The sequence below is a fragment of the Candidatus Zixiibacteriota bacterium genome, from assembly GCA_026397505.1.
Classification (GTDB): domain Bacteria; phylum Zixibacteria; class MSB-5A5; order GN15; family PGXB01; genus JAPLUR01.
Genome location: JAPLUR010000050.1, coordinates 22,438 through 49,200, shown reverse-complemented (window position 1 = coordinate 49,200; position 26,763 = coordinate 22,438). Strand labels below are relative to the sequence as shown.

Here is a 26,763-nt window from a genome sequence, read left to right as displayed (position 1 = left end):
CAGCAACAGCAGCCGGACCAGAAGCAGAATCAACAGAAACCGCAGCAGATGGACAAGAACGAAATGTCCAAAGAGGATGCCGAACGGATATTGAATGCTCTTAAGGATGACGAGAAGGATTTGCAGAAAGATGTCCGCCGGATGGAGGGCCCGGCCGTCTATGAGGGGAACGACTGGTGATGATGCTGAAGAAGATGTTGATATTATCCTTTCTATTGCTGCCGATGGCGGCCGCCGCGCAGGATGATATAACCATTCAGATTTCTCTTGATCGCGATACGATAAATATCGGGGAACAGGCCTCGTTGACCGTGACCGTTTCCGGTTCGCAAAGGAATCTGCCTGCGCCGGAATTGCCCAACCTTTCCATGTTCAATGTCTATTCGCAGGGAACCTCGACTAATATTTCCATTGTCAACGGCCGCATGGAGACATCTTACTCATATCGCTATCTTCTACAGCCCAAGCGGCAGGGGACTTTCCCCATTCGTCCGGTCTCGCTTGTCTTCAATCAGAAACGGTACACCTCCAACGAATTGGCCGTTACGATTATTGAGTCGGGTGTCAGTACGCCGCCGACATTAAAGCAGGAGGCAACCTCCCAGGAAGGGGAGGGACGGGATCTTTTTTTGACCGCCGAGGTGAACAAAAAGACGGCTTATGTCAATGAACAGATTACACTCACCCTAAAATTTTTTTATGGCGTGCAACTTTACTCCCAGCCGGAGTACAATGCCCCGCAAACAACCGATTTCTGGACCGATGTTCTGGATGCCCAGAAATCCTATTATCAAATTGTCAACGGCCGTCGTTACCAGGTTATTGAAATATCATCGGCTCTTTTCCCCACCCGCTCCGGAGAGTTGACGATCGGCCCGGCCATGGTGTCCGCGATGGTCGTGGTCAAAAAGGCGCCCCGGCGAAATGACCCGTTCTCAATGTTCGACGATTTCATTTCTCAGGGGGAATCACGCAGTGTCCGTTCACGCCCGCTGAAAATAAATGTCCTGCCGCTACCCGAGAATAACAAACCGTCAGATTTTACCGGCACGGTCGGCGATTTTACAATAACCGCTACACCCGATAAAACGGACGTGGATATGAATCAGCCGGTAACGGTAACCTACAAGATAAGCGGCACCGGAAATATAAAGACAATTGCGGAGCCGAATATCGGCGACCTTCAGGAATTCCGCACTTATCGGGCTTCTTCCGATGAAAAAATATCCAAGGCGGGCGGGCTGGTCGGCGGAACAAAAGCTTTTGAGGAGGTATATATTCCCAAGAGGGCCGGTAAGCTGACCATCCCTCCGGTCAAACTTGACTTTTTCAATCCTGCGACAAAGAAATATCAATCAATCGCTGCGGGTTCGATTGAACTCATTGTCAATCCGGCCGCCACCGGCGACTATACCGATGCTCCGCTTCGCGCCGTCGCAGGCCGAGTCGTTGAATCTTCGGCTAAAGACATCCGTTACATCAAGACGGATCCGGCCGTGCTGAGCCAGCGGCGTACGGTCATACTTTTTGCGCCGCTCTATATGATATTGAACGCCATCCCGGTTCTGCTTCTGGCCGCCGTCTGGATTGACAGCCTGCGCAAGGCAAAACTGAACTCTGATGTTAAATATGCCCGCTCCCGGGCGGCCAAAAAAGTGGCCCGGAAACATCTCTCGGCCGCGCGAAAGATGGTCGATGCCGGGATGACGGCTCCCTTCTATGCCGAGCTGAGGCGCGCCGTTTTTACCTATGTGGCCAACAAATTGAATGTCTCGCCGCACGGACTGACCGGTGACCGCCTGCTGGAAATCCTGGGTGAATCGGGCGTCGATGAAGAGTTGACCGCAAAAGCCAGAGAGCTTCTGAATCAGGCCGATTTTGCCCAATATTCATCGGCCGAAGTCTTCCCCGAGCAGATTGCGCAATCCCTGCAAGCCGCCGAAGATCTGCTGATTAAACTGGAGGAGGTGCGGTTTGGCTGATAAATTGTCTCCGATAATTCTGATACTGATGTTGGTACTTTTGGTCGCACCAAAAGTCAACAGTCTCAATACTGATTCTCTTTTTTCTGCGGCGAACCGGGCTTATGACAATAAGGATTTTGCCGCCGCCCTGGATGGATATCAGAAACTGGAGAAAGGCGATTGTGTTTCGGCGCCGCTTTATTACAATATCGGCAACTGCTATTTTCGGCAGGGCAAACTCGGGTATGCTATCCTCTATTATCTGCGAGCCAAACGGCTGAGCCCGCGTGATGACGACATTAACAGTAATCTGACCTACGCCCGCCAGTTCATGCCGACCAGTCTGGAAGGGGTCAGAATCAACCCTGTCACCTCTTTCTTCGATAGACTGGTGGACCCTTTTACACTTGACGGAATGGCCTGGTTTGCCTCATTCGCATTTATCGCCTTCATGCTCTTTTTGAGCGCCCTTCTATACCGGCAATGGCATGGATTCTTAATTAGAACTGCGGGTTACATTCTTCTGGCTCTGGTAATAATATCCTCGGGGCTAACCACTTATAAATACCGTACCGATTATATGATTCCCAAGGGGGTGATTGTGGCCGATGAAGCCCAGGTTTTCAGCGGCCCGGGGGAGGACAATCATCTGGAGTTTGTAGGCGCCTATGGCCTGACATTTAAAATTGAAAAATCGTTTGGTGATTATTACCGGGTTACTTTTGAGAATCAGCGACAGGGGTGGGTCAAGAAATCCAGCGTGGAAGTAATCTGAGGTTCCTGAACATGGTCAGTTTTTGATTGACAGCCCGACTCAATTATCTGTTATTATCCTGTCAGGCGGCCTCTGCCGCTTTAATTTTTGAGGTAAAAGTGGCGTCTATTTTCAAGAAAAAGCACTTCTGGGGTTCCCTTATCGCCATCATCCTGCTGGCCTACTGCCTCAAAGATATTCATCCTGATAGCGTCAGGCTTCTCTCTGAGCGGGTCAATTTTTATTATTTGATACCGGCTCTCCTGATGGAATTCGCCATTAATATATTCAAGGCATGGCGCTGGCGGACTATTGTCGAAAAAACCAGAAAAATCAGCCTCTCACGAATAATCCCGCTTTTTTCGGCCGGACAGGTCATCAATATTATCATGCCGGCGCTGACCGGGCAGGTGGGGCGGCTGCTTCTTTTTGCCAGGAAGGAGGGGATGTCCAAGTCTTATGTTTTTTCAACCATTGTCATCGAAGTTCTGTTTGATTCCATTAGCTTGCTGATTTTCATCTTTCTTCTTTCCCTGGCCTCTTTTGTTCTGCCGCCGCAATATCGTTCCATCGGCTACATAATCGCCATCGCAACTTTGGCCCTGATTGCCCTTTTATATCTAATACTGCATTTCCAGAAACCGATCGGCTATCTGGGTAAAAAAGTGATGCGCGGCCGCTGGCCCGGTTTGTATATAACGCTTAAGAAATTCGCCTATTCTTTCACGCGCGGCATTGAGATGCTCCGTTCCAGTCAATATTTCCTGCGCACCCTGCTTCTTTCCCTGTCCTCATGGGCCTCGCATGCCCTGGTCATTTATTTCCTGTTCAAGTCTTTCGGTTTCGAACTGCCGATCATTTCGGCTATCGTCGTTATGGTGATCAACACCGTCGCCCTAATGGTTCCCATCACGCCCGGGAATGCCGGGACTTTTGAATTGGCGGTGGTCGCCTCACTTCTGGCGTTCAAAATTGTCAAATCGGATGCCGTTCTTTTCGCCTTGGCTCTTCATATCCTGGATTTGATTCCAATTTTTGTCATGGGACTTCTCTTCCTTCGCAGCGAAAAGATGACTCTCAGGGAGATCGAGGCGGAGGGTGAGAAAGAGGAACTCCTGGGGCAGGTGGAAATGTCCGATATGCCGGCTGGGGAAGAAAAATAGAATTATGCCGTTCCTTTTCATGAATACTCCGTCATAATCATTGAACTATCTGTTAATCAAGGAAATGAGCCGCGCCGAACGAGGCTGTCCCGCGAATTTGAAATATCTGTCGGTCTTAAGAAAATCTTGAATCCCTGTTACAAAAGAGGAAACAAATTCTTGACTTCGACGTTAGATTAAATAATTTAGATACCTACCGGTAGGTATTTTGTTATGAGGAAAGAGATTTGAAACAGAGTCCCAAACTCCCCGCCGAAAAAAGACGGGCTCAGCTCATCAGAGCGGCCGGGAATGTCTTTGCTCACAAGGGGTACGCCGGCGCCACCACCGAGGATATTTCCCGGCTGGCGGGCGTGACCAAAGGGGCGCTTTATTTCCATTTCAAGAGCAAAGAGGATATTTTTCTGGAGGTTCTTAAAGAAAAGACGGATAGCTACTTGAAGAAAATCGTCCATTGTCTGGAGACGGAGACCAATATCGAAAAAATGATGGAATATATCATTCGAGTGAATTTTGAAATGACCGAGAAACAGCGATATTTCGCTATTGAGTTCTGGCAGCAGGCGATCAAAGTCCCGAAGGTGACCGATTATGTCGGCCGCATGCATCGTGAGATCATTGGACGCCTAGCCCGTTTTGTAGAAAAAAACAGCCGGTTAGAGCATGAGGACGCGCTGAATATGGTCTGGCTTTTACACGCCCTGGGAGATGGCGTCCTGATTCAAAAATATTGTTACTGTGGAAAAGTCAGTCCAAAAATTATGATCAATCAAATGGTAGAAATGAGTAAACTCTATCTTAGAGAAAAAAGACTTTAGCTTTCGGTAATATTATGACCAAAAAGATTCTGACTACAATCTCGCTGTTTATTGTTTGCTTCGCGATATCCGGGGCCGAGACCGTCTTGACGGTGGATAAGGTTCGAGAGATGGCGCTCGAATCAAACCGCCGGTATCTTTCGGCCAAACAGGAGATCGACCGCTCTGAAGGAAATTACATTTCCGCCCGCTCGGGGGCGATGCCGGAGATTTCGCTCTCAGGGCGATATACGCGCAATCTGACCACGCGGGACCTTTTCTTTGCCGGCGAAAAGATACCGATCAGCTTGAACAATGATTTCAGTCTTTCGCTGAGTCTGGCCCAACCGTTATATGTGGGAGGAAAGGTCGGTGCGGCGCTTCAGATTGCCAAATTTTATAGAGGGTACACTTCCGAAAAATTGGAGGAAGTAAAAGCAAACATTATTTTCGGGGCGGAATCGATGTTCTATTCGGCCGTTCTGGCCGAATCGAGCCGCGACGTCCTTCAGAAAGCCTTTGAGCAACTCAGCTATAATTTGGACGTGGTCGAGAAATACTATAAACAGGGAATGATCTCCGAATATGAGTTGCTTCGCGCCCGGGTGGAAAAATCAAATCTTGAGCCGCAGTTGATTGCTTCCCAATCCGAGGTGAACCTGTCGCAGAAACGGCTTAAATCGTTCCTCGGTCTGCCGCTGGAAGAGGAAATCCGTTTGACTGCCGACATGGGGGATACTTCCCTCACCAGCCTGCCGTCGCTGGACAGTCTGCTGACACAGGCGCTTCACAACCGCCCCGAGGTCAAACAGGCTGATTATCAGAAGCGGGCATACGACAAAGCGGTCAGAATCGCCAAAGGAAACTGGTTATATCCGACCATAGGTGTCGGTGTCAATTACGACCTTTCCGCTTCGTCTGATGATTTTCGTCTTAGTCGGCGGAATACCTCACAAAGTTGGAGCGCTTCATTGATGTTCAGTATCCCGCTCTTCGACGGCGGCCGTACCATCGGTGAGGTGCGCAAGGCCAGGGTAGACTACTATCAGGCGATGCTGACCGAACAGCAGACCTTTGATGATGTCCGGCTTGAGGTGGAGCAGGCTTATGATAACCTGATGACGGCCAAGAAAGCATTGGAGATGCAAAAAGAGACTATCGCTCAGGCGGAGGAGGGGATGCGAATTTCCAATCTGCGCTACCAGTCAGGTATTGGAACACAACTGGAGGTCTTATCCGCGCAAACCGCTCTTACCAATGCCCGCACCAACCTGGCCGGAGCCACTTATAATTTCCGTCTGGCAAAATCGGCACTGAAAAAAGCTGTCAGCTATGAGATAAATTAGAGAGGAATCCCATGAACTTCAATACCATGAAAAATATGACAATCTTGACCGGGCTGGCGCTGTCACTCGTGCTGGCCGCTTGTTCGGGCAATCAGAAAAGCGATTCGGCTTCAACAGAGCAGATCATCTCAGTCAAGGGCGAGCTGGTGACGGCGGTTTCCCGGCAACTCACCAAAACTTTCACCGGCAGTCTTGAAGGTGTAAAGCAGGCCGTCATCCGTGCCAAGATCGCAGAGGCGGTCGAGAAGATACATGCCCGCGAGGGAGAATATGTGAGAACGAATGATCCGGTTGTCAGTCTGGATCGCTCCGGCCCAACCTCGAGCTATATGCAGGCCTACTCGGTTTATCAGAATGCCGAGAAAAATTTCAACAAGATGAAATACTTGTATGATCAAGGTGCGGTGTCGGAGAGTCAGTTTGACGGCGCCCGTACCGAATATGAAGTGTCCAGGGCTAACTATGAAGCTGCGCTGCAGATGGTGGACCTCAAATCTCCCATCTCCGGAACGGTGACCTCGGTGGATGTCTCGGTTGGGGAATATGTCTCTCCTGGTATGCAGGTGGCCACGGTGGCCAGCATCGAACGGATGCGGATGAAGTTGGGCATTAGCAACGCCGATATCGGATTCTTTCGTGAAGGTCAGGATGTGAAAGTAACGGTGGAAGGGGATTCCACGCTCGTTGGCGAGGGCAAGGTTGTCAATGTTGCCCGTTCGGCCGACCCGGTCACTCGCGCCTTCCAGGCGGAAATAGAAATTGCCAATGAAAGACACCTCTTTAAACCGGGGATGTTTGCCAAAGCCGAACTTGTGACTGCAAAGTATGATAATATTGTGGCCGCACCTGGCCCGGCCATTCTGGGCCTCGAAGGCAAGAACTTCGTCTTTGTCTACAGTAATGGCAAAGCTGTTTATCGTGAAATATTGATGGGGGTAGAATTTGATGGTTATACCGAGATAAAATCGGGCCTCAATGTCGGCGATACCCTCATTACTATCGGGCAGAACTATGTCCGTGACGGCGACAAAGTGAAGCTGGCCCGGTTTGTCGGGGCTGACGGGAAGGAGGTCGAGCTTTGAAATTAGCCGAAGTTGCCATACGACGACCGGTCTTCACCGTCATGATGATCGTCGCCCTGGTTGTCCTGGGATACGCTTCATTCAATTTGATGAGTGTTGACCTGATGCCGAATATCAGTTTTCCGTTTGTAATTGTCTCCACGGTATATCCCGGCGCGGGAGCCGAGGCTGTCGAGACCGAGCTTACCAAGAAGATCGAAGACGCCATTAATCCCATCTCCGGTGTCAAGCATATCACTTCCTACTCGCAGGAGAGTTATTCCTTTGTTTTCGCCGAGTTTGTTCTTGAAAAGGACCCGCAGGTGGCGGCGCAGGAAGTGAGAGAAAAGGTTTCGGCCATACGGGGCGATCTCCCCAAGGAAATTGAGGCGCCAGTCATCGCCCGCTATGATCCCGAAAGTCAGCCGATCATGTCTCTGTCCGTGGCGGGAACACTCCCCCCCCGCGAAATCACGACAATCACAAAAGACGAAATTCAGAAAAGACTTGAATCGATTCCCGGGGTCGGCTCCGTTACTCTCGTGGGTGGATTTGAAAGAGAAATTGATGTCCTGATCGATATCAAGAAGATGGAATCCTATGAGATTTCCGTGGATCAAGTGAAGACGGCTCTTGCCGCAGCCAATTTGGAAATACCCGGCGGGCGTGTCAACGAAGATAATACCGAGTATCTCATTCGTACCATGGGTAAACTGACCCGGGTTTCTCAATTTAATAATATTGTCATCGATAACCCCGATGGCCAGCCGGTCTATCTAAAAGATATTGCCACGATAATTGATGGTGTGCAAGAGCAGCGATCACTGGCCCGGCTGAACGGCCAAACGGCTATTACACTCGATGTCTCCAAACAATCCGGAGCCAATACCGTAGATGTGGCCCGCAATGTCAAAGCAGCGGTCAGCCTCCTGCAAAGGGAATTGCCGCCGGGAATAAATCTGAATATCGTGGTTGACGATTCCAAATATATCGAGGATTCCATTGATGACGTGATGGTCAATATCCTTTATGGCGGCCTGCTGGCGGTGCTGGTCATCTTCCTGTTCCTGGCCGATATCCGTTCTACCATTATTTCCGCCGTCGCCATTCCGGCCTCAATTGTGGCCACTTTCACCTTGATGAACGCGCTCGGCTTCACGCTGAATATTCTCTCTCTTATGGGACTCTCCCTGGCGGTCGGGCTTCTTATCGATGATGCTATTGTTGTTATTGAGAATATTTTCCGGCATCTGGATGAAGGCGAAAAACCTTTTAAGGCGGCTTATAATGCTACCAAAGAAATCGGTCTGGCGGTTATGGCCACCACCTTCTCTATTATGGTCGTCTTCATACCGGTCGCTTTCATGCAGGGCATTGTCGGTCGATTTTTCTATCAGTTTGGCATGACCGTGGCCTTTGCCGTTGCCGTCTCGTTGTTCGTGGCTTTTACGCTGACACCGATGCTTTCCTCCCGTTTCCTCAGGAAGGAAGGAGCCGAAGTTCGGGGTCCAAAATTCATACTCTTCCGTCTCATCTGGAAAATCTATCGGTTAGTGTTAAGAATCATCGCTCCCTGGAATAGATTTTTTAATTATGTCAACGTGCTATATCGGGCAACCCTGCAATGGGCTTTAAAGCACCGTCTGGCCATCGTTGTCATTGCTATTCTGTCCTTTGTTTTTGCACTCTACCTGGGCAAATTCGTTGGCAGCGAATTTATGCCCCAGACCGACGAAGGCAGAGTTATGATTTCGGTCGAAACACCGCCGGGTACCGATCTGAAAGTGACCGCTGATAGAATCGCTCAGGCGGAGGCGTTGATCTCGAAATTTCAGGGAATCGATCTGATATTCACCACCCTCGGTTCCGGTCAGAATCAGGTTAGTGAAGGGCAGATATATATTAAACTGGTAGATAAAAATGAAAGGCCGCTTTCGGCGCGGCAAATGGTGGACAGCCTCCGCAAGGTTGTGACAGCCGCCATTCCCGGAGTGAAATTCGCCTTCGCTACCGAGGCCGATGAAGGTGGTTCTTCCCGTCAGGTGGAACTCTCCATTCGTGGCAACGATCTCAATATTCTCGCCGACCTCAGTAATAAAGTGGAAAATATCTTTCGCAAAACACCCGGTATCGTTGATATTAATAACAACCTGGAAAAGAGCAAACCGGAATTGAAGATTACGGTCGATCGTGATGCCGCCAATGACCTGGGCGTGAATATTTATCTGGTCGCCTCTACCATTCGAAGTCTCGTCGACGGCGAGGTGGTCACCCGCTATAAAGAAGGGGATAAAGAATACGATGTTAGAGTGCGGCTGAAAGAGTCCGATCGCGCCGGCAGCGCGGACATCGATAGAATCCTGATTGCCAGCAATAAGGATGTGGAGGGACGACGTTCCTTCATGGTCCCCCTGTCACATTTCGCCCGGGTCGAAAAAAGCGCTTCGGTCGGCAAATATAATCGATATGATCGGCTGCGTGAGATAAAAGTCGGAGGCAATGTGCTCGAAGGATATTTCCCCGGGACCATGCTTGATAATATCGTGACGGAGACTAAGAAAATAGACCTCCCTCCCGGATACTATATTGGAAAAACCGGTATGGGCGAAATCCAGGAGGAATCGTTCGGATATATTTTCTTTTCATTAATGCTGGCCGTAATTTTCGTTTACCTGTTGCTGGCGTCGCAGTTTGAGTCATTCTTTGATCCCTTTTCCATTATGTTCTCTCTGCCCATGTCCCTGGTCGGAGCCATCGTGGCACTTCTGATTTTCGGAAATTCAATTTCCATCATGTCGCTTATCGGCATTATCATGCTGATGGGTTTGGTGACCAAGAATGCCATTCTGCTCGTTGACTTCATCAAGCAGAATCGCTATCGCGGAATCTCCAGGACTGAGGCCATTTTGATTGCCGGCCCGATTCGTCTCAGGCCGATTTTAATGACGACTTTTGCCATGGTCTTTGGTATGTTTCCTCTGATATTCGCTTTTGGTCCTGGTGCCGAGTTGCGGGCACCTATGGCCCGAGCCGTGGTAGGCGGATTGATCAGTTCGACGTTGCTTACCCTTGTGGTCGTGCCGGTCGTATATACAATTATTGATGACATCGTCGTTTGGTTCACCGGGCGCGAAACCGTCCAGGTTAGAAAGGAAGATTTCACTGATGAAGGAACGGTCGATCAGGCCGGTTAAAGAATTTCGTTATACCGATCTCTTTATCGATTTCCTCGATAAAAAGCCGGCCATAAAGAAATATTTCTTTCGGGATACCGCGAACGAGACGGCTATCCGGATCGATAATCCCCGCGTTGACCGCGGTCTCATGTGTGATATTCTCAAAAGACAGAATATTGCTTTCAAGGCCAAACCGGAAACTTTCTGCACCATCGAGAAACTTCGGCATGAAGATGCTCTCTGTATTTTCGCGGGCCAGCAGGCCGGCCTCTTCGGCGGGCCGCTCCTTACTCTCTATAAAGCGATCGGCATAGTAAATCAGGCGAAACTGCTCGAGCAGGAACTGCATCGACCGGTCGTCCCGATTTTCTGGATTGCCGCCGATGATCATGATTTTGAAGAAATCGACATTGTTTTCTATCTCGATAAACAGGGTGAACTGACTAAGCTCAATTATGGTGTCGCGCCGGAAACGCGTATCCCTTCAGCCGAAATTCTTCTGGACAACGAAGAAGCCTACCATGCGCTCGCTGACAGCGCCCGTGCCGCCTATGGCAGCACCGGGTTCAGCGAGAATCTGCTCGGCCGCCTCTTTGATGCTTATTCGCTCAATTCTAACATGGTCGAGGCGTTTGGCAAATTTCTGCTCGATACCCTTCCCGATATGGGACTAATTGTTTTTTCTCCCGCCGATAAAGAAGTAAAAACGATCTCCAAAGGATTTTTCAAGCGGCTGGCTGAGGGTTTCTTCAATCTGAAAGAGCTTCTTGAAGAGACCGAGCGAAATCTCGCGGCTGATGGATATCATATTCAGGCCGAGAAAAGAGAATCGGCCGTGCATCTCTTTTTTCACGCCCCGGAGCGAATCGCGATTCATTTTAAGGATGACAGCTTTGTGGTCGGCGAAAAAACTCTGGGCATCAGCGGATTGCTCGATTTGATTGAGAAGAATCCGGAAAAGTTCTCGCCCGATGTCCTCACCCGTCCGCTCTGGCAGTCTTATCTTTTCCCGGTGGTGGCGCAGGCCGGCGGGCCATCTGAAATCGCTTACTTTGCACAAATAGGAAAACTCTTCGAACCGTTCAATCTGGTGCAGCCATACTATTATTTTCGCCCCGCGCTGACTATCGTAGAAAAGCGGCACGAGGATTTTCTTGAGAAATTCGACCTGAAGCTTGTTGACCTCACCGGCGACGTGGAGGAATTAATCAACCGCGTGACCGCACGTTCATTCCCGAAAGAGATGGAGGCGCAAATCGCCTCTTTTCGGGCGCGGTTCGAGGATGCCTATAATGAATTATTCAGCTCGGTGCGGCAATTTGATGAAACGCTGGAACCGCTGGGGAAACAGACCTACGGCAAGATCGATTTCGCGATTAATGCCTTTGAGAAAAAAATATATGACCATCACAAAAGGAAGATGGAATCGACCCGAAACCAGATTTATAGACTGTCAACCGCACTCTTCCCAAATCGAAATCTCCAGGAGCGCTCCTTGAATATAAATTATTATATTTCCAAGTATGGTTTCGGCATTGTTGATTTCATTGTCGGGAGCATTGAGACCGGAAACGACGAACATCAGATGATCTATATCTCGGAATTCGAGGCTTGATATGAATATCGGTATAACCTGTTATCCGGTGGCTGGCGGTTCCGGCATTGTGGCCACCGAGCTGGGGCAGCAGCTGGCCATGCGGGGACACCAGGTTCATTTTATCAGTTACGCTCTGCCGTTTCGTCTGGACAAGTACCAGCAGAATCTTTTTTTCCACGGCGTCGAGACGACCGCTTATCCGCTCTTTAAACATCCGCCGTACACCCTGTCGCTGGCAGCCAAAATGGCCGAGGTGGTCTGTCAGTTCAATCTGGAAATATTGCATGTGCACTACGCCGTTCCACATGCCACTTCCGCCTTTCTGGCCAAGCAACTCATCACCTGCAAAATTCCCAAAATCATAACCACTTTGCACGGCACCGATATAACTCTGGTGGGCGCCGATCCGTCCTACTACGATATCACCCGCTTCTCCATCAAGGCTTCCGATGGTATCACCGCCGTCTCCTCTTATCTGGCCGATGAGACCGAGCAGGTTTTCAAAATCGGGAAAGAGATAAAAGTCATCCATAATTTTTTCGATGTTGGCCGTTTCAACCCGGAGAGCCAGGAGTGCAAACGACGCTCTTTCGCCAACGAAGGGGAATTTGTTATCTCCCATATCTCCAATTTCCGCCCGGTCAAAAGGATTATTGATGTCATTGATATTTTTGATAAAATTTCCCGGCAGCTTCCGGCTAAATTGCTTCTTATCGGCGAGGGGCCCGATGCCATCCTGGCGCGAAGGCAGGTAAACAAGAAAAATCTCAATGACAAGGTGGTCTTTCTTGGCAATCAAGATAGAGTAGAGGCAATCCTGCCGCTGTCGGACCTGTTCCTTCTCCCTTCGGAAGAGGAATCTTTCGGTCTGGCCGCGCTCGAGGCGCTCGCCTGCGGCGTGCCGGTGATCGGCACTTCCGGGACAGGGCTGGTTGAGGTAGTCGATGAGGGTGTCAATGGCTACTTGTTCCCGGTCGGAGACACCACCGCCATGGCCAACGCCGCCGTAGAATTGCTCTCCAATGGAAATATGTTGACTCAATTCAAGCTCGATGCCCGCAAGCTGGCGCTCGAACGATTCAGTTCGGACAAAATTGTTCCACAGTACGAAGCTTATTACCAACAGGTGCTCGATGGCTGAAATTAAACTTGATCTGCTGGCAATAGCCGCGCATCGCGACGATATCGAAATTACCTGCGGCGGCACGATGATCAAGCTGGCCGATAAGGGGAAGAGAGTCGGCATCCTTGACCTGACCGAAGGGGAGATGGGCACCAAAGGAACCGCCGCCGACAGGGGCAGGGAAGCCGAAGAGGCCGCGCAAATAATGGGGCTGACATACCGTCACAATCTGCGCCTTCCCGATGCCGGAGTGGAGGTGAACCGCGAGAATAAATTGAAAGTGGCGCAGGTAATCAGAACCCTTCGCCCCGAACTGGTGATATTGCCGTACTGGGTACAGCGCCACCCCGACCATCTGGCCGCCTCGCTTCTGGGATACGATGCCTGCTTTCTGGCGGGATTGCGGAAACTCCCGCTTGAGGGTGAGCCGCACCGCCCGCGCAAAATCATTTATACATCCTCTTTCCGCGATGGGCAACATTCGTTCTTTGTCGATATCACCGGGCAGATGGAGCGGAAACTCAAGGCGGTGGCGGCGTATAAGTCACAATTTGATGGTACTCCTTCCTCGCGGGAAATCTACCGACCGGGGGTCGATATTTTTGAGTATATGACTGTCACGGCACAGCATTATGGTCATATGGTGGGGGTGAAATACGCCGAGGCGTTTGCTATCAAAGAGCAGATCCTCATCGATGACCCCGCCGAAATGCCCGTCCGCTCAATTTAACCGCAATTCCCCCATCTGACATTTCGTTGTTCCGCCGGGGTCTCAGTATTGTAGTATTATAGGTCGCGGTTCCGAGACTCCGCGCCAACGGAGGCGAGAAACCCGACAATTTTATCTTTTCCGCCAGCCCCGCAACTCGAAACCCCTGCGGTTTCGACACTTACAACAATGATATTCCATCCCCATTTCAAAATCCACATCGAATCGATGGTGATTTTGGCGCTCCCCCCTTATATAGAAGGAGTGATTATTTATATGTCTATTAGCCAAAAACAACTCTTGGCCAACCAGGCCAACGCCCAAAAATCAACCGGCCCCAAAACGCCGCTGGGCAAATTCCGCTCCAGCCGCAACGGTCTGAAACATGGCCTCTATTCCAAATTTGACCTCGTCCGGGCCATCCAATTATTACCGGAGAAACATCAACATAAAGTCCTATTATCACTTATTCGCAGCCTCAAGCGCGACATTTCGGGCAAAACCTCCCAGCGGTCGCCCCATTTCACCCCCTTAAAATGAGAACGAACCCAAAATGACGACCCTTCCCAAATCCATCCATTTCATTTACTGTCAATCTGTTACGAGGGGGAAATTGCGTCCGTCGGAAGGGCAAAAAATTCAAAAAGCAAACCCACCAATTGACAATCTATTGGTATATATGGGTTTAAATGAAATAATGATGGCTTCGCTTTTTTCGCTTATTTGCAATCGCTTATTATTCAACAACTTATATTGCCCTTGGCCGCGCCACCCCTGGATGCTGGCTTCCGCCAGCATGACTTCCAAAAGAACTCATTCCATTGAATCTACTCACCCATCAATTAAACCCAATCATTGTCATGCTGGACTTGATTCAGCATCCAGATTAATATTCTTCGTGCCGTGCGGGTCATCAGACCCGCCGGAACACTTCCATGTGAGCAGTCGGTCCTCACACCGACCGCGCGGCGGGTTTGAGAACCCGCCCGCCCACATTACTTTTGGCACAGCCTCTCTACATCTGCCCCGGTGCCCCGTCCGCCGCCGCACTCCACTGGCCGACAAAACTCTCTGGATTCTGGCTTTCGCCAGAATGACAGTGTTAGGAACATTTTTCGGCAAACATCCGCTTCCGCCTTGACTGCCCAGTTATTGTCATGCTGGACTTGATCCAGCATCCAGATTAATACTCTCCGTGCCGTGCGGGTCCCAAGACCCGCCGGAACACCTGAATGTGAGCCAGGTGCCGCCGAATGCCCCATAGCTTGCGGAGGGTTGGCCGGCGGGAGAGAACAAGTAATATTGATTTGAGGGGAGAGATTTATTATAATGGTTTGGAAGCGGATAGGGTCTGGTGGCCCTTGCGGTCTTCAAAACCGTGGGGAGGCGGTTATGCCGTCTCCGGTGGGTTCGATTCCTACCCCTTCCGTTTTTATTTGGGAGAGTGCGGGCCAACCGTGACCGGCGAGGCGCAAGTGTCGAAACCCCCGCTCATTCCGCTTTTCGCGGAATTCGGGGGGAATTTCGACCTTCAGGTAATTGGGCAAGTGGCAGCGGGTCAAAATTGTTGTTGCAAATTAAAGGGGAATTGCTATATAAAAGGGGACAGGGTTTGAGATTTCTTTGAGATTAATATAGTTCTTGGGAGATAGATATTTATGTCCAATGAAGATGAGCTTTTGAAACTGGCCAAAGAGAAGTTTAGCGATTTCTCGCCGGCTGATGAAACGTTCTTTACGGCGGTTGCCAACGGCGAACCGGCAGATTACAGTTCAGAGAAGGAAGAAGATAATGACCCCGCCGGCGGCGACAAATGGGGTGAAGAAAGGGTGCTAAAGGCGGACCGGATTAATTGGCTTTGCGCCGACAGGAAGGCCAAAGAGATGGTGAGCCATAAAGGGATAAGGGTAAATGGGGCACGTATTGAGGGGGAAGTTGATCTTGAAGAAAGTAGGGTGGATTTTAGCTTTCTTTTCTGGAAGTCGCTTTTTGCGGATGATATGAACTTGAGATGTGGGGAAATCCGTGGACTATATTTAGACGGCACGCAGGTTAAATCAATAAATGGTAATGGCCTACGAGTGAAGAGTAATGTTTTTCTGAGAAATGGATTCAAGGCCAATGGACAGATAGGTTTCGTAGGCGCGGAAATCGGCGGAATTCTTGATTGCAGTATGGGCGGATTCACTAATGTGGGCGGGCTTGCATTGACTGCAGATGGAATTATAGTAAAGGGCGACGTCCTTTTACGGGAGGGATTTAAGGCCGAAGGTGGGATTCGCATGTTGGGGGCGGATATAGGCGGTGACTTTGATTGCCGCAAGGGTGCGTTCACAAATGTGCACGGACATGCCTTGAGCGCTGATGGAATCAAGGTAAAGGGTGGGGTCTTTTTAGCGGAGGGTTTTAAGGCGCAGGGAGAGGTTCGCATGCCGATGGCAAATATAGGCAGTGTTCTAAGCTGTATTGAGGGTGAATTTATCAACGAGGGTGGTAAAGCATTAAATGCGGGTGGAATCAAAATCAAGGGTGCCGTCTTTTTTAGAGAGGGTTTTAGGGCAAAGGGTGAAGTTCGCTTTCAGGGGGCAGTTATAGGCGGCGACTTAGACTGCATTGCGGGTGAATTCACGAACGCGGGGCGTAAAGCCTTGAATGTTCAGAATGCGAAAATAGGCGGCAATGTTTTGATGCGTGAAGCCTTCAATCCACAGGGCACTGTTTCTCTTGTATTTGCTCATATTAGCGGCAGCCTTGAATATTTGGATGTGGAATCGCCCGACAAAGCCACGCTTGATTTGCGTTCGGCTAAAGTTGGAACTCTTTATGATAACGAAAACTCATGGCCGGCAAAAGGGAATCTATTAATGGATGGATTCGAGTATGATATTATAGCGGATAAAGCCGAAAAAGATGCCGAAATGCGCCTCAAATGGCTTAGATTACAGCCGGAAGATCAATTTCGCCCACAACCATACGAGCAGTTGGCCAAGGTTCTTGAAAAGATGGGCCATGAAAATGATGCTCGCAAAATACGTATCGCTAAAAATAATGATCGTCTGCGGATTGAGAAAAACAAAATACCGTGGTACGAAAGATATTGGCTAAGGCTTTTGGGGAAATCAATTTCCTATGGATATCGTCCGCTCAAGGCAATTCCCTGGATGACTGGCTTCATTATGCTTGGACTTATTCTGTTCGGTGCCGGTTACGAAGCTGGCGTTTTCAGCCCTTTGTCACCGACCGCCTATATAGCGGACAAGGTCACCGGCGATCAGGTAATTTCGCCTGATTATCCTACATTCAATGTTCTGGCGTACTCATTTAATGAGTTTGTGCCTCTGATCAATCTTCGGCAAGGGAGTTATTGGATGCCCAATGCCAATAAGTGCGGCGAAATTCATTTGTTTGGTAAACTCAAAATACCCATTAGCGGTTCGTTGTTGCGGTATTATCTCTGGGTTCATATTGTCGCTGGATGGGTGCTGACTTCACTGCTTGTGGCTGGACTTTCAGGATTGGTGAGAAAGTAAATGAAAGAAAGTACAAAGAATCGCTGTCCGTGGGGGGAGGGGGATCCGCTGTCGCTTGAGTATCACGACACCGAATGGGGGGTGCCGGTGCATGATGATCGTCTCCTGTTCGAATTCCTTATTCTTGAGGGGGCGCAGGCGGGGCTTTCCTGGCGTACCATTCTCCATCGCCGCGAAAACTATCGCAAAGCATTCGATAATTTCGATCCGAAAAGAGTTGCCCGATATACACCGGCCAGAGTGGAAAAGCTTCTGAAGGACAGCGGCATAATCCGCAATCGGCTGAAAATCAATGCGGCCATTACCAACGCGAAAGCATTTCTGACAGTGCAGAAGGAGTTTGGCAGTTTCGATAAGTTTATCTGGGGTTTTGTCGGCGGCAAGCCGAAAGACAATCGCCTGAAAACATTTAAGGGGCTTCCCGCCGAAACAGAGGAATCGCGGACCATGAGCAAAGAGCTTAAGAAGCGCGGTTTCCGGTTTGTCGGCCCGACCATATGTTATGCTTTCATGCAGGCAGTCGGCCTGGTGAACGATCATCTGGTAAGCTGTTTCCGATACAAAGAGGTGAAATTGTGAGCAAATGGGGCAGGCAGGATAAGGGCGTTCGGTAAGGCGGTCTTGGGCTGCATTATGGGGAGTGCTGAAGAAGTGTATATGCTGGCAATATGCCTCTATCATGACTAATGATGACGCCCGACCTGTCATTCTGGCGAAAGCCAGAATCCAGAAAGTAGTAACTGATTTGCACTTATGTTTCCGCTTTCTGGATCCTGAATCAAGTTCAGGATGACAATTCTTGTATACTCTTGCCTATTGGTATGCTTCTTCTCCCTTTTGCGCCTCTTTCGACACGCCCTATGCTGCGCCCCAATGAAGCCGATATCTTTAAGCCGTTGAAAGTGAATGATCGGTCAGATAGACCGGGCGGCGGTTCTGAGGAACCGCCGATCAGAAACCTGTGGGATAATCTCCAAATAAAAAAACCCCCTGCTTTTGGCAGAGGGCTTTCCCTGAGGAATGAAAGAACGTAAACCAATCAGTGCGACATCCTCAAAAGATGTTCGCCTTATCCGTTGTGGCCAACGGGAATCAAAACTTTTCAACTGATACAACACCTTATTTGTCTGGATTGTTCCGGCAGGACGAGTTTTCTTTTTCAAAATCATCCCCGCCGCCGGTCTCTCGGCAGTTTCCTTGACTTAAAATCCGACTTATGTTATTTTGCGCAATCAAATTAGATGGAGATTTATGAAGATCAATTTTCTTGACCTAAAAGCCCAGTATGATTCGATAAAGACCGAAATAGATGAAGCGATCGGGCAGGTGATCAATTCCTCCAGCTTTGTGCTCGGCCCGGCCGTGGCGCGGTTTGAGGAGGATTTTGCCCGTTTCTGCCGGTGTGGACAGACGGTAGCGGTCAATTCCGGGACTTCGGCGCTCTTTCTTACCATGAAGGGGCTTGATATCGGCCCGGGGGATGAGGTGATCACCGCCGCCAATACATTCATGGCCACAGCCGCGGCGATTATTTATACCGGCGCGACGCCGGTGTTGGTTGACGTCGATCCGGTTACCAGCAATATTGACCTTTCGAAGATTGAGGAAGCTATTACCTCGAAAACAAGGGTTATAATTCCGGTTCATCTTTATGGCTGTATGGTCGATATGGAAAAGCTTAATGTTATTGCCGGGAAACATAATCTGATTGTTATCGAGGATGCCTGCCAGGCGCATGGCGCCGGATTCAAGGGGAAGCCGGCCGGTTCATTCGGGCTGGCCGGATGTTTCTCATTTTATCCGGGGAAAAACCTCGGCGCTTACGGCGAGGGGGGAGCGGTGGTGACCTCGGATATCAAGCTGGCGGCAACCATCCGCAAGCTTCGCGACCACGGCTCCGACCGGAAATATCATCATGACCTGATTGGCTACAACGCCCGGATGGATGGAATTCAGGGGGCAGTCCTGGGGGTCAAACTCAAACACCTTGAAGAATGGAACAAGCAGCGAAACCGGGTGGCGGCCCGATATCGCCGGAACCTAAGAGACCTGCCGGTGGTTCTGCCGGGCGAGTTTCCGGATTGCTATCCGGTCTATCATCTCTTTGTGATCGAAGTTGACGACCGGGATGGACTTCAGAACTTTCTCTCCGAATCGGGCATCCCGACGCTCATACATTATCCGATTCCTATTCATCGTCAGAAAGGTTATCTTGAGGCCGGTTATGCCGCAGGCCATTATCCGATCACCGAGAGATTATCGGGGAGGATTTTATCGCTGCCGATATATCCTGAATTGGCCGACGAGCAGGTCGGTTTTATTTCATCCAAAATAAGGGAATTCCTTGGAAAATAAAGAAACCTATAAACTGCCGATTAAATTTGAGGCGATCGCCTTCATTATTCTGGCGGCGATGTCGCTCTTCCTGCGTCTAAATCAACTTTCGGCCGACCCGCCGGTCGACCTTTCAATCAGCCAGGATGTTTATACCGACCCGGCCCAGTATACATCATATGCCCGAAATATGATTCTTTACGGGAATTTCAATCCGCTTCATGATTTTCGTCTTGTCTTCTTTCTAAAATCGGCCACGACGCTTTTATCTCTGCTGGTTTTCAAGCTGGGGGGAGTAGGGTATCTTCAGGCGAAAATCGTGGGGCTGCTTTTTTCATTCCCAACGCTCATCCTGCTCTATTTTATCGTGCGTAAGGTGGCCGGAAATGTATCGGCGCTCTTTTATCTTATTTTGATATCGATCGATTTTAATCAAATCTTTTACGGCCGTCTTTCTTTTCTGGAAAACAGCATGAACTTCTTCGCCACTCTTGCCGCGGCGCTGCTGATTTTTGGCCGGAAGATATGGGTGGCAATTCTGGCGGGGATATTTTTGGCGGCGGGAATCTTTTTTGGGAAATTGATAGGGCTGGTCTATCTGTTTCCCTTCGGCTGTTACGCGATTTATGAATATTATCACGATTATCGGCCGCAATGGAGGGAATTCCTGAATCGCTATATTCTTTTTGCAGTAGGTTTTCTGGCGGTTGCGGTTTTCTGGTATCTTTTCAGTTATCGGCCGATGTCCCAATCGGTAACCGGATATGTCGAGGAGCAAGCTTTCAGTCTTTATGGGATTCCGGGAGCGTTGAAATCATTTCCCGATTTTATTTATAAATATGTCTCCCTGGGGGTGGTTAGCCGCTTTTTCGAGCGGATGGCCGTTCCGGCGCTTCTGGCCTGGGGATTTATACTGATATTTCTCTACCGGGCCGGGCGAAGCGATAATTGGAAACAGAGACTCTTTGGCATCAATCCCGGCATGCTTTTCATGATGACTCTGGTTCTGGCCGGTTATGGCGCCTTGATGATCTGGAATTATCGGCCGCTTCGCTATCAGACGCTTCTCATCTATCCGGTGTACGGACTGGCGGGAATTTTTCTGGCCAATCTGATTGGTGCGGCAAAATTAGAAGGGAAGACAAGAGGGTATTTCTGGTTTCCGGCAGTTTTTTTGGTTTTTTGTCTTATTCCTCTGTACCAGTTGACCGGGAGCTTCTTTCATTTTTCGGAATTGACCTTTATCATGGAAGATGAGTGGTCGATTCTGCTGATTCTTGGGGCGGTCTTGACCGTCGCCGTCATGCTGCTCAGGAAGTATTTCGCCACCTCGCTTTTCCTGCCTCCGCAACGATTTAAGAACGGGGTAGTGCTGATCGCTGTTATGGCCGCCATTGTGCCCAATGCCGTCAAATATGTAAAATGGTCGTCACTGGCGACTTTCACAACCGTAGCCAACTCGAAGGATCTGGCGCAGATTCTTTCTCCGGAGGCGGTGGTATCGGGTCCCTATGCTGCTGATCTGACTCAGGAGAATATTCTCTTCAATCTCATCCACATGTTCGGTGTCGCCAACGTCGATACCACCTTTTTCCGGCGCTATCCGATCACGCATCTTCTGGTCGATAAGGCAAATGAAGGATATGCCCGGGAGAACTACCCGGAGATATTCAAGAAAGCAGTCATGGTCGCGCACTATTATGTGGGGAGCAAGAATGTCAATGTCTATCGGGTGGCGGGACTCACCGGCAATATCACGGCCGATCAGTATCAGCTTTCGGATTTTGAGGCGGCCATGAGTTATTATCTTCAGGCGAAATCGGACTCCGGCCATATTCATATGAAGCGATTCCAATCCAGATTCCCGGATAATATTGCCGCGAACTTTTTCACCGGGGCGCTTTCTTATGAAATGAAGCTTTATGATGAAGCGGAACGTTTTTACAAACGCGCGATATCTTTTTGCCCGACCGATTTCCACTTGCGTTATAAGCTGGGGGATTTTTATATTAAGATGTATAAAATTACCAATAATGCGGATTATAAGGAGAAGGGAAGAATCGAACTGGAGATGGCCAGGAAACTAAATCCGGTTTCTATGCGCCTGTCGAATCAGATCGACGCCCTTCTGCGAGGGGAGGAAGTCTTAGAAGTTGAGTAATAATACCGTCTCCGTGGTTGTCCCCGCCTTCAATGAGGAAGGGAACATAGCCGAGTTTTGTCGGCTTTTTGACGAAATGACGGCGCAATCAAAGCATCAGTATGAATTGATTTTTATCGATGATGGTTCCGTGGATGGTACTTTTGACGAAATTTTGAAGGCCGCTCAAAAGTATGACTTCATAAAATATGGGCGGCATCCGCGGAATCGCGGTCTGACGGAAGCGCTGGAGACCGGATTTAATATCGCTACCGGAGGGATATATATCTTTTATCCGGCCGACCTGCAGTATCTTCCCGAGGATATTCCGACGCTGGTGGCGCCGATATTCAAAGGGGCGGATGTGGTCACCGGATGGAAACAGGGAAAATATAAAAAGAGAACGGTATCAAAAATATACAACTATTTATCGCGGAAAATATTCGGATTGAAAGTGCATGATCTCAATTCGATCAAGGCTTTCCGGTCCGAGGTGGTGAAGGATATTTTCCTTCGCCGTGACTGGCATCGCTATCTGGTCGTACTGGCGGCCGACAAGGGTCATCGGATCGAGGAAGTCAAAATTCCACTCTATGACAGGCGCTGGGGGAAATCGAAGTTCTCATTCTGGAGAATACCGATCGGTGTCCTGGATATGCTGGCCGTGAAGGCCCAAATTTCTTTTCTCAAGAAACCGCTTCTCTTTTTCGGATTGTTCGGTTCCATTTTCTTCTTTCTGGGCGTATTGATCGGATTAATCGCCATTTATTTTCGGTTTATCCTCAACGAGGGATTTCGTCCGCTATTGTACCTGGTGATACTCATGGTCGGGACCGGCATGGGGCTTTTCATTTTGGGATTTTTAGCCGAGGGATTGGCGGCCCTGAAGGAAGAACTGGGAGCGGTGAGAAGAAAATTGAACGATATCGAGAATGATATAAAGAAATAGCGCCGCCTAGACAGTTGCATGCAATACCAGTTAAAGCGGCTGTTTCAGAAATCGGAGAATTGAGTTGACCAGGAAAAAGGATACCGGAGGCAAACAGATTAGAAAGCCGGAACGGGGCAGTTGGGATCCTGAAACTTATAAGTACTACTTCCCGATTCTGGCTCTGGTGTTGTTTGCGGCCGTGGTTTTACTGTTCGGGGAATTCATCTTTTCGGATCAGATGCTTCACGGCTCGGATACGATCAACGCCGGCATTTTTTTTCGGCATTTCTATGTCGACTATGTCAATACTCACGGCGGGGTGCCGGTATGGAATCCGTATATTTTCGGAGGTCTGCCGTTCATCGATGCTTTCCACGGTGATATTTTCTATCCGTTTTCGATTCTGAAATTCTTCGGCAATTTTTATCGGATGCTGGGGATAAATCTGGTTTTGCATATCTTTCTGGCCGGAATTTTTATGTACTTTACGGCCCGGCAATTCCGGCTTTCACGGGTGGCTTCGACACTATCGGCCGTAGCTTATATGTTCTCGGGCCATCTGGTGTCACTGGTGGCGCCGGGTCATGACGGCAAAATCTTTGTGACGACGCTGTTTCCCCTGACCATTCTATTTCTGGACCGGGCATTCGAACGAAAACCGGTTCTGAATTTTTCTCTTCTGGGTCTGGTGATCGGGATTATCATTCTCAGCCCGCACCCCCAGCTGTCTTATTATGCGCTGTGGGCGATTGCATTTTACGGCGTTTTCAAACTCGTCAATCTTTACCGGCAGTGCCGTTCGGTTACGGCCCTTGTGAAGCCTTCCGGATTATTCGTCGGGGCGATAATAATCGGGCTTCTTATTTCGGCGGTGCAGTTCTATCCCGGATATATCTACACCACCAAGTATTCGCCGCGGGCCGACACGAAGCGGGGCTATGATTGGGCCACTTCATGGTCGATGCATGAGGAAGAGGCCTTTTCGCTGGTCGTGCCGGAATTTGCGGGAAACAACAGCGGGGAGCAGAATTTCTACTGGGGCAAGAATGCTTTCAAGGATAATTCTGAATATGCCGGAGTAATTCCGCTTTTTTTGGCCTTTATCGCCCTGTTTTTCTATCGGCGCAAGGAGGCGATATTTTTCGGCGGGCTGGCGCTCTTTGCTCTCATCTATGCGTTGGGCGGAACGACGCCGATTTTTCGGATATTCTTTTATTTGATTCCCAATGTAAAGTCTCTCCGGGCGCCCAGCACGATAATGTTTATTTTCCTTTTTTCAGTTTCGCTTCTTGCGGGGATGGCGGTACAATATCTTATTGAGCGGGGAAGACAGCTTTCCGCCGTCACCAAAAAAAGACTTACCATATACCTGGCGGCAATTCCGGCCGCTTTTCTGGTTTTCGCCCTGCTGTTTGCCGTGGCCGGGGAATCAATTCTCTCTTTGTACTCATCAATTTTCTATAGCGGGATCCAGACGCCGATACCCGGTCAGGGAGGAATGACGAAATGGCGGCTGGCGTTGATGAACCTTCCCGGTCTTCAGCATGGTATCTGGATTGTGTTTCTCTTTTCAGCGGCCGCCGCCGGCGCTGTCTTGATCTATCTTTACCGCCGAGCGGGAATCATGATGCTGATGGCATTGCCGCTTCTGACCATGGTTGACGGTATCCGATACGACGGCCGCTTTATCAGTACCTATGATTATCGTCAACAGGTAACGCCCGACGAGATGACCAAGTATCTGAAATCGTTGCCTGGAAAATTCCGGGTGTTCAATCTGAACGCCATGCGGCAAGATGATCTGCCGTTTCACGGCATAGAAGTGGTGACGGGCTATCACGGCAACCAGCTTCGCTGGTATGACGAGCTTCTGGGGGGACCGGGTATGACCAATCTGGCCAATCCGAACTTCATAAACATGGTCGGCGCGAAATTTATTCTAGCGCAGGCCGCGACCCAGATACCGCCGAATTATTTCGGTCCAAAACCGCTGACGAAAGAGAAAGATTTCGGCAATCTTGCACTTTATCGGAATGATAATGCTCTTCCCCGCGCATTCCTGGTCAATAGATATGAGGTCATTCCCGATCGTAAAGATATATTTCCGCGAATTCTCTCGGGCCAGAGTGATATGCGGCGGATGGTTTTCCTTGAGGAGAATCCCCCGCTTGCAATAAATTCGGGTGATTCGCTTCTCGCCTCTGCGGAAATGGCGGCTTACAGCGGAGATTCGATAGTGATAAGGGTCAATCCTGCGGCCAATTGTCTGCTGGTACTTGTCGACAATTATTACCCTGCCTGGGAGGTATGGGTTGATGGCGTCAAAACCACGGTACTCCGCGCCGATGGTACTTTCCGGGCGGTGCCGATCAAGGCCGGAGTGAGTCAGGTTATATTTAAGTACAACCGGTCGTTCAACAATCGCGCCCGGATGATTACCATAATAGGCCTCCTGATCGTTGCCGTGGTACTGGGGGGGAATCTGTATAACAATATGAAAGCGAAAAGAAAGACCACCATACCGGTATGAATGACAACAAGCGGACACTCATAATATTTCCGACTTTTAACGAGAAGGAGAATATCGAGGAAATCACTCGGGCCGTGCTCGCGAAAGACGGGAGTATCAATGTTCTCGTGGTTGATGACAGCTCACCGGACGGCACCGGCGAAATCGCCGACCGTATGGCGCGCGAGAATCCCCGGGTGAATGTTCTTCACCGGCGGAAAAAGGAAGGTCTGGGGCGGGCCTATATTGCCGGGTTCAAATGGGGGATAGAGAGGAAATATGACTATATATTCGAGATGGATGCCGATTTCTCGCACGACCCGCAGTATGTGCCCAATTTTCTGAAGGACATCAAAGAGTACGACCTGGTTTTGGGTTCACGTTATATTTCCGGAGTCAATGTTATCAACTGGCCGATGAGCCGATTGCTTCTGTCTTATTTCGCCAATTTTTACACCCGGATTATAACGGGCCTGCCGGTAAGAGATGGGACCGGCGGATTTAAATGTTTCCGCCGCGAAGTCCTGGAAAACATCAACCTCGATGCCATCAAATCCAACGGGTATATTTTTCAGATTGAAGTGTCGATGAGGGTCTGGAAAAAGGGGTTCCGCATCCACGAGATACCGATTGTTTTCTGCGATCGTCAGAAGGGAGCCTCCAAGATGTCCAAGAAAATCGTCCGCGAGGCGATCTGGAGAGTGTGGTATCTACGGCTGATGTCGATTCTGGGCAGATTGAAATAAGTGCCAGCCGTTAATTCCCATATCCTTCTTTCGGCGATTGTAGTGACGTGCAACTCCGCCGAGAATATTACGGCTTCCCTCACCGCCCTGGTGCCGGAAGTTGAGAGCGTCGGGGGCGAGGTTATTATTTATGATAATGGATCTCATGACACGACGGTCAATGGCATCAAGGGGGCCTTTCCCAAAGTGAGGATAATTGAGTCCGCCCGCAATCTCGGTTTCGGAGCGGCGGTCAACGAAGCGGCGGCGGCGGCGCAGGGGAAATATCTTCTTTTTGCCAATCCGGATATGATAATTGACAGGGGCAGTATAAAAATCTTGCTGGCGGCGCTTCGGAATTCTCCTTCAGCCGGTGCGGTGGTGGCACGTATGCGGCATCCCGATGATCACTTTCAACCGACCTGCCGTCAATTGCCCACGCCGCGAAACATTTTTTTTTCGCGCGGTTCCATCCTGACCGCCGGAGAAGAGACGGCGAGCATGAACAGGCATTACACCCTGGGTGATTTTGATAAGATATCACCGGTTCCCGCCGCCTCGGCCACCTGTATGTTGTTGGAAAGGGAGTTTTTCCTTCACCTGGGGGGATTCGACAGACGATTTTTCCTTTTTATGGAAGATACCGATTTGTGCCTCCGTATCGGGCAGTCGGGCAGGAAAGTGTACTTTGTTCCGCGGGCCGGTGCGGTTCACGACTGGGGGAAGGGAGCCGGCATTTCTTCATGGCGACGCAACTGTTACCAGCATATATCGGTTTGGAAATATTTCCTGAAACAATATCCCAATGGCTTTTCCCTCTTGCTGCTCCCCCTGCTGTTGCTGGTTAATTTCCTACTAAAGTCAATCGGCGGTTTTCGGAGGTCACGGAAAGCATGGTGAGGCA

The 26,763-nt window shown here is 49.7% G+C and carries 21 protein-coding genes and 1 tRNA gene; 21 read left to right on the top strand and 1 reads right to left on the bottom strand.

The window, feature by feature from the left end; genetic code table 11:
- The 12 genes from NT002_04430 to NT002_04375 form a co-directional block, all read left to right on the top strand.
- Positions 1-180, top strand: a 180-nt coding sequence (locus NT002_04430; protein ID MCX6828508.1) for a hypothetical protein, incomplete at its 5' end; no start/stop codon positions are given.
- Positions 180-1,982: a BatD family protein gene (locus NT002_04425; protein MCX6828507.1), complete on the top strand. Its 1,803-nt coding sequence runs from the start codon at positions 180-182 to the stop codon at positions 1,980-1,982. The genes NT002_04430 and NT002_04425, both read left to right, overlap by 1 nt.
- Positions 1,975-2,739, top strand: coding sequence for a tetratricopeptide repeat protein (locus NT002_04420; GenBank protein MCX6828506.1), 765 nt, complete (start codon positions 1,975-1,977; stop codon positions 2,737-2,739). Before NT002_04425 ends, NT002_04420 begins: the two co-directional genes overlap by 8 nt.
- A gap of 98 nt (positions 2,740-2,837) precedes the next feature.
- On the top strand, positions 2,838-3,881 hold the full coding sequence (locus tag NT002_04415) for a lysylphosphatidylglycerol synthase transmembrane domain-containing protein (GenBank protein ID MCX6828505.1): 1,044 nt from the start codon (positions 2,838-2,840) through the stop codon (positions 3,879-3,881).
- Positions 3,882-4,108: 227 nt separating this feature from the next.
- A complete protein-coding gene (locus tag NT002_04410) occupies positions 4,109-4,699 on the top strand; it encodes a TetR/AcrR family transcriptional regulator (protein MCX6828504.1) in 591 nt (196 codons plus the stop codon).
- A gap of 14 nt (positions 4,700-4,713) precedes the next feature.
- On the top strand, positions 4,714-6,024 hold the full coding sequence (locus tag NT002_04405) for a TolC family protein (GenBank protein ID MCX6828503.1): 1,311 nt from the start codon (positions 4,714-4,716) through the stop codon (positions 6,022-6,024).
- 11 nt (positions 6,025-6,035) lie between these two features.
- Positions 6,036-7,106 carry an efflux RND transporter periplasmic adaptor subunit gene (locus NT002_04400; GenBank protein ID MCX6828502.1) on the top strand — a complete coding sequence of 357 codons (1,071 nt, stop codon included), beginning with the start codon at positions 6,036-6,038 and terminating at the stop codon, positions 7,104-7,106.
- Positions 7,103-10,279: an efflux RND transporter permease subunit gene (locus NT002_04395; GenBank protein MCX6828501.1), complete on the top strand. Its 3,177-nt coding sequence runs from the start codon at positions 7,103-7,105 to the stop codon at positions 10,277-10,279. The genes NT002_04400 and NT002_04395 overlap by 4 nt, the downstream gene beginning before the upstream one ends.
- Positions 10,251-11,876 (top strand): bacillithiol biosynthesis cysteine-adding enzyme BshC, encoded by a 1,626-nt coding sequence (gene bshC, locus NT002_04390; protein ID MCX6828500.1) that lies wholly within the window; start codon positions 10,251-10,253, stop codon positions 11,874-11,876. Before NT002_04395 ends, bshC begins: the two co-directional genes overlap by 29 nt.
- Position 11,877: 1 nt before the next feature.
- Positions 11,878-12,999 (top strand): N-acetyl-alpha-D-glucosaminyl L-malate synthase BshA, encoded by a 1,122-nt coding sequence (gene bshA / locus NT002_04385; GenBank protein ID MCX6828499.1) that lies wholly within the window; start codon positions 11,878-11,880, stop codon positions 12,997-12,999.
- Complete coding sequence (gene bshB1 / locus NT002_04380) at positions 12,992-13,711, top strand: bacillithiol biosynthesis deacetylase BshB1 (protein ID MCX6828498.1); 720 nt, start codon at positions 12,992-12,994, stop codon at positions 13,709-13,711. The genes bshA and bshB1 overlap by 8 nt, the downstream gene beginning before the upstream one ends.
- A 255-nt stretch (positions 13,712-13,966) precedes the next feature.
- Positions 13,967-14,230, top strand: coding sequence for a hypothetical protein (locus NT002_04375; protein MCX6828497.1), 264 nt, complete (start codon positions 13,967-13,969; stop codon positions 14,228-14,230).
- A 99-nt stretch (positions 14,231-14,329) separates the two neighbouring features.
- Here NT002_04375 and NT002_04370 read toward each other — a convergent pair whose 3' ends face one another.
- The gene (locus NT002_04370) at positions 14,330-14,497 is read right to left on the bottom strand and encodes a hypothetical protein (GenBank protein MCX6828496.1); all 168 of its coding nucleotides are present in this window, start codon (positions 14,495-14,497) and stop codon (positions 14,330-14,332) included.
- Between the two features lie 529 nt (positions 14,498-15,026).
- Here NT002_04370 and NT002_04365 point away from each other — a divergent pair.
- The 9 genes from NT002_04365 (at position 15,027) to NT002_04325 (ending at position 26,759) form a co-directional block, all read left to right on the top strand.
- A tRNA-Sec gene (locus NT002_04365) sits at positions 15,027-15,119 on the top strand.
- Between the two features lie 229 nt (positions 15,120-15,348).
- On the top strand, positions 15,349-17,220 hold the full coding sequence (locus tag NT002_04360; GenBank protein MCX6828495.1) for a hypothetical protein: 1,872 nt from the start codon (positions 15,349-15,351) through the stop codon (positions 17,218-17,220).
- Positions 17,221-17,799, top strand: a complete 579-nt coding sequence (locus NT002_04355) for a DNA-3-methyladenine glycosylase I (GenBank protein ID MCX6828494.1) — start codon at positions 17,221-17,223, stop codon at positions 17,797-17,799.
- A gap of 672 nt (positions 17,800-18,471) precedes the next feature.
- The gene (locus NT002_04350) at positions 18,472-19,575 is read left to right on the top strand and encodes a DegT/DnrJ/EryC1/StrS family aminotransferase (GenBank protein MCX6828493.1); all 1,104 of its coding nucleotides are present in this window, start codon (positions 18,472-18,474) and stop codon (positions 19,573-19,575) included.
- Complete coding sequence (locus NT002_04345) at positions 19,565-21,715, top strand: hypothetical protein (GenBank protein ID MCX6828492.1); 2,151 nt, start codon at positions 19,565-19,567, stop codon at positions 21,713-21,715. The genes NT002_04350 and NT002_04345 overlap by 11 nt, the downstream gene beginning before the upstream one ends.
- Positions 21,708-22,643, top strand: coding sequence for a glycosyltransferase family 2 protein (locus tag NT002_04340; GenBank protein ID MCX6828491.1), 936 nt, complete (start codon positions 21,708-21,710; stop codon positions 22,641-22,643). The genes NT002_04345 and NT002_04340 overlap by 8 nt, the downstream gene beginning before the upstream one ends.
- Positions 22,644-22,707: 64 nt before the next feature.
- Positions 22,708-25,155: a hypothetical protein gene (locus tag NT002_04335; protein MCX6828490.1), complete on the top strand. Its 2,448-nt coding sequence runs from the start codon at positions 22,708-22,710 to the stop codon at positions 25,153-25,155.
- Positions 25,152-25,880 (top strand): polyprenol monophosphomannose synthase, encoded by a 729-nt coding sequence (locus NT002_04330; GenBank protein ID MCX6828489.1) that lies wholly within the window; start codon positions 25,152-25,154, stop codon positions 25,878-25,880. Before NT002_04335 ends, NT002_04330 begins: the two co-directional genes overlap by 4 nt.
- Entirely contained in the window at positions 25,881-26,759 is an 879-nt protein-coding gene (locus NT002_04325) for a glycosyltransferase family 2 protein (GenBank protein MCX6828488.1), read from the top strand.
- Positions 26,760-26,763 lie beyond the last annotated feature (4 nt).

What these genes read in the sequence shown, in the direction of transcription:
- NT002_04375 (MCX6828497.1), top strand. Translation starts at nt 13,967, where the DNA reads ATGTCTATTAGCCAAAAACAACTCTTGGCCAACCAGGCCAACGCCCAA.
- NT002_04405 (MCX6828503.1), top strand. Translation starts at nt 4,714, where the DNA reads ATGACCAAAAAGATTCTGACTACAATCTCGCTGTTTATTGTTTGCTTC.
- NT002_04350 (MCX6828493.1), top strand. Translation starts at nt 18,472, where the DNA reads ATGAAGATCAATTTTCTTGACCTAAAAGCCCAGTATGATTCGATAAAG.
- NT002_04330 (MCX6828489.1), top strand. Translation starts at nt 25,152, where the DNA reads ATGAATGACAACAAGCGGACACTCATAATATTTCCGACTTTTAACGAG.
- NT002_04355 (MCX6828494.1), top strand. Translation starts at nt 17,221, where the DNA reads ATGAAAGAAAGTACAAAGAATCGCTGTCCGTGGGGGGAGGGGGATCCG.
- NT002_04400 (MCX6828502.1), top strand. Translation starts at nt 6,036, where the DNA reads ATGAACTTCAATACCATGAAAAATATGACAATCTTGACCGGGCTGGCG.
- NT002_04360 (MCX6828495.1), top strand. Translation starts at nt 15,349, where the DNA reads ATGTCCAATGAAGATGAGCTTTTGAAACTGGCCAAAGAGAAGTTTAGC.
- bshA (MCX6828499.1), top strand. Translation starts at nt 11,878, where the DNA reads ATGAATATCGGTATAACCTGTTATCCGGTGGCTGGCGGTTCCGGCATT.
- bshC (MCX6828500.1), top strand. Translation starts at nt 10,251, where the DNA reads ATGAAGGAACGGTCGATCAGGCCGGTTAAAGAATTTCGTTATACCGAT.
- NT002_04425 (MCX6828507.1), top strand. Translation starts at nt 180, where the DNA reads ATGATGCTGAAGAAGATGTTGATATTATCCTTTCTATTGCTGCCGATG.
- bshB1 (MCX6828498.1), top strand. Translation starts at nt 12,992, where the DNA reads ATGGCTGAAATTAAACTTGATCTGCTGGCAATAGCCGCGCATCGCGAC.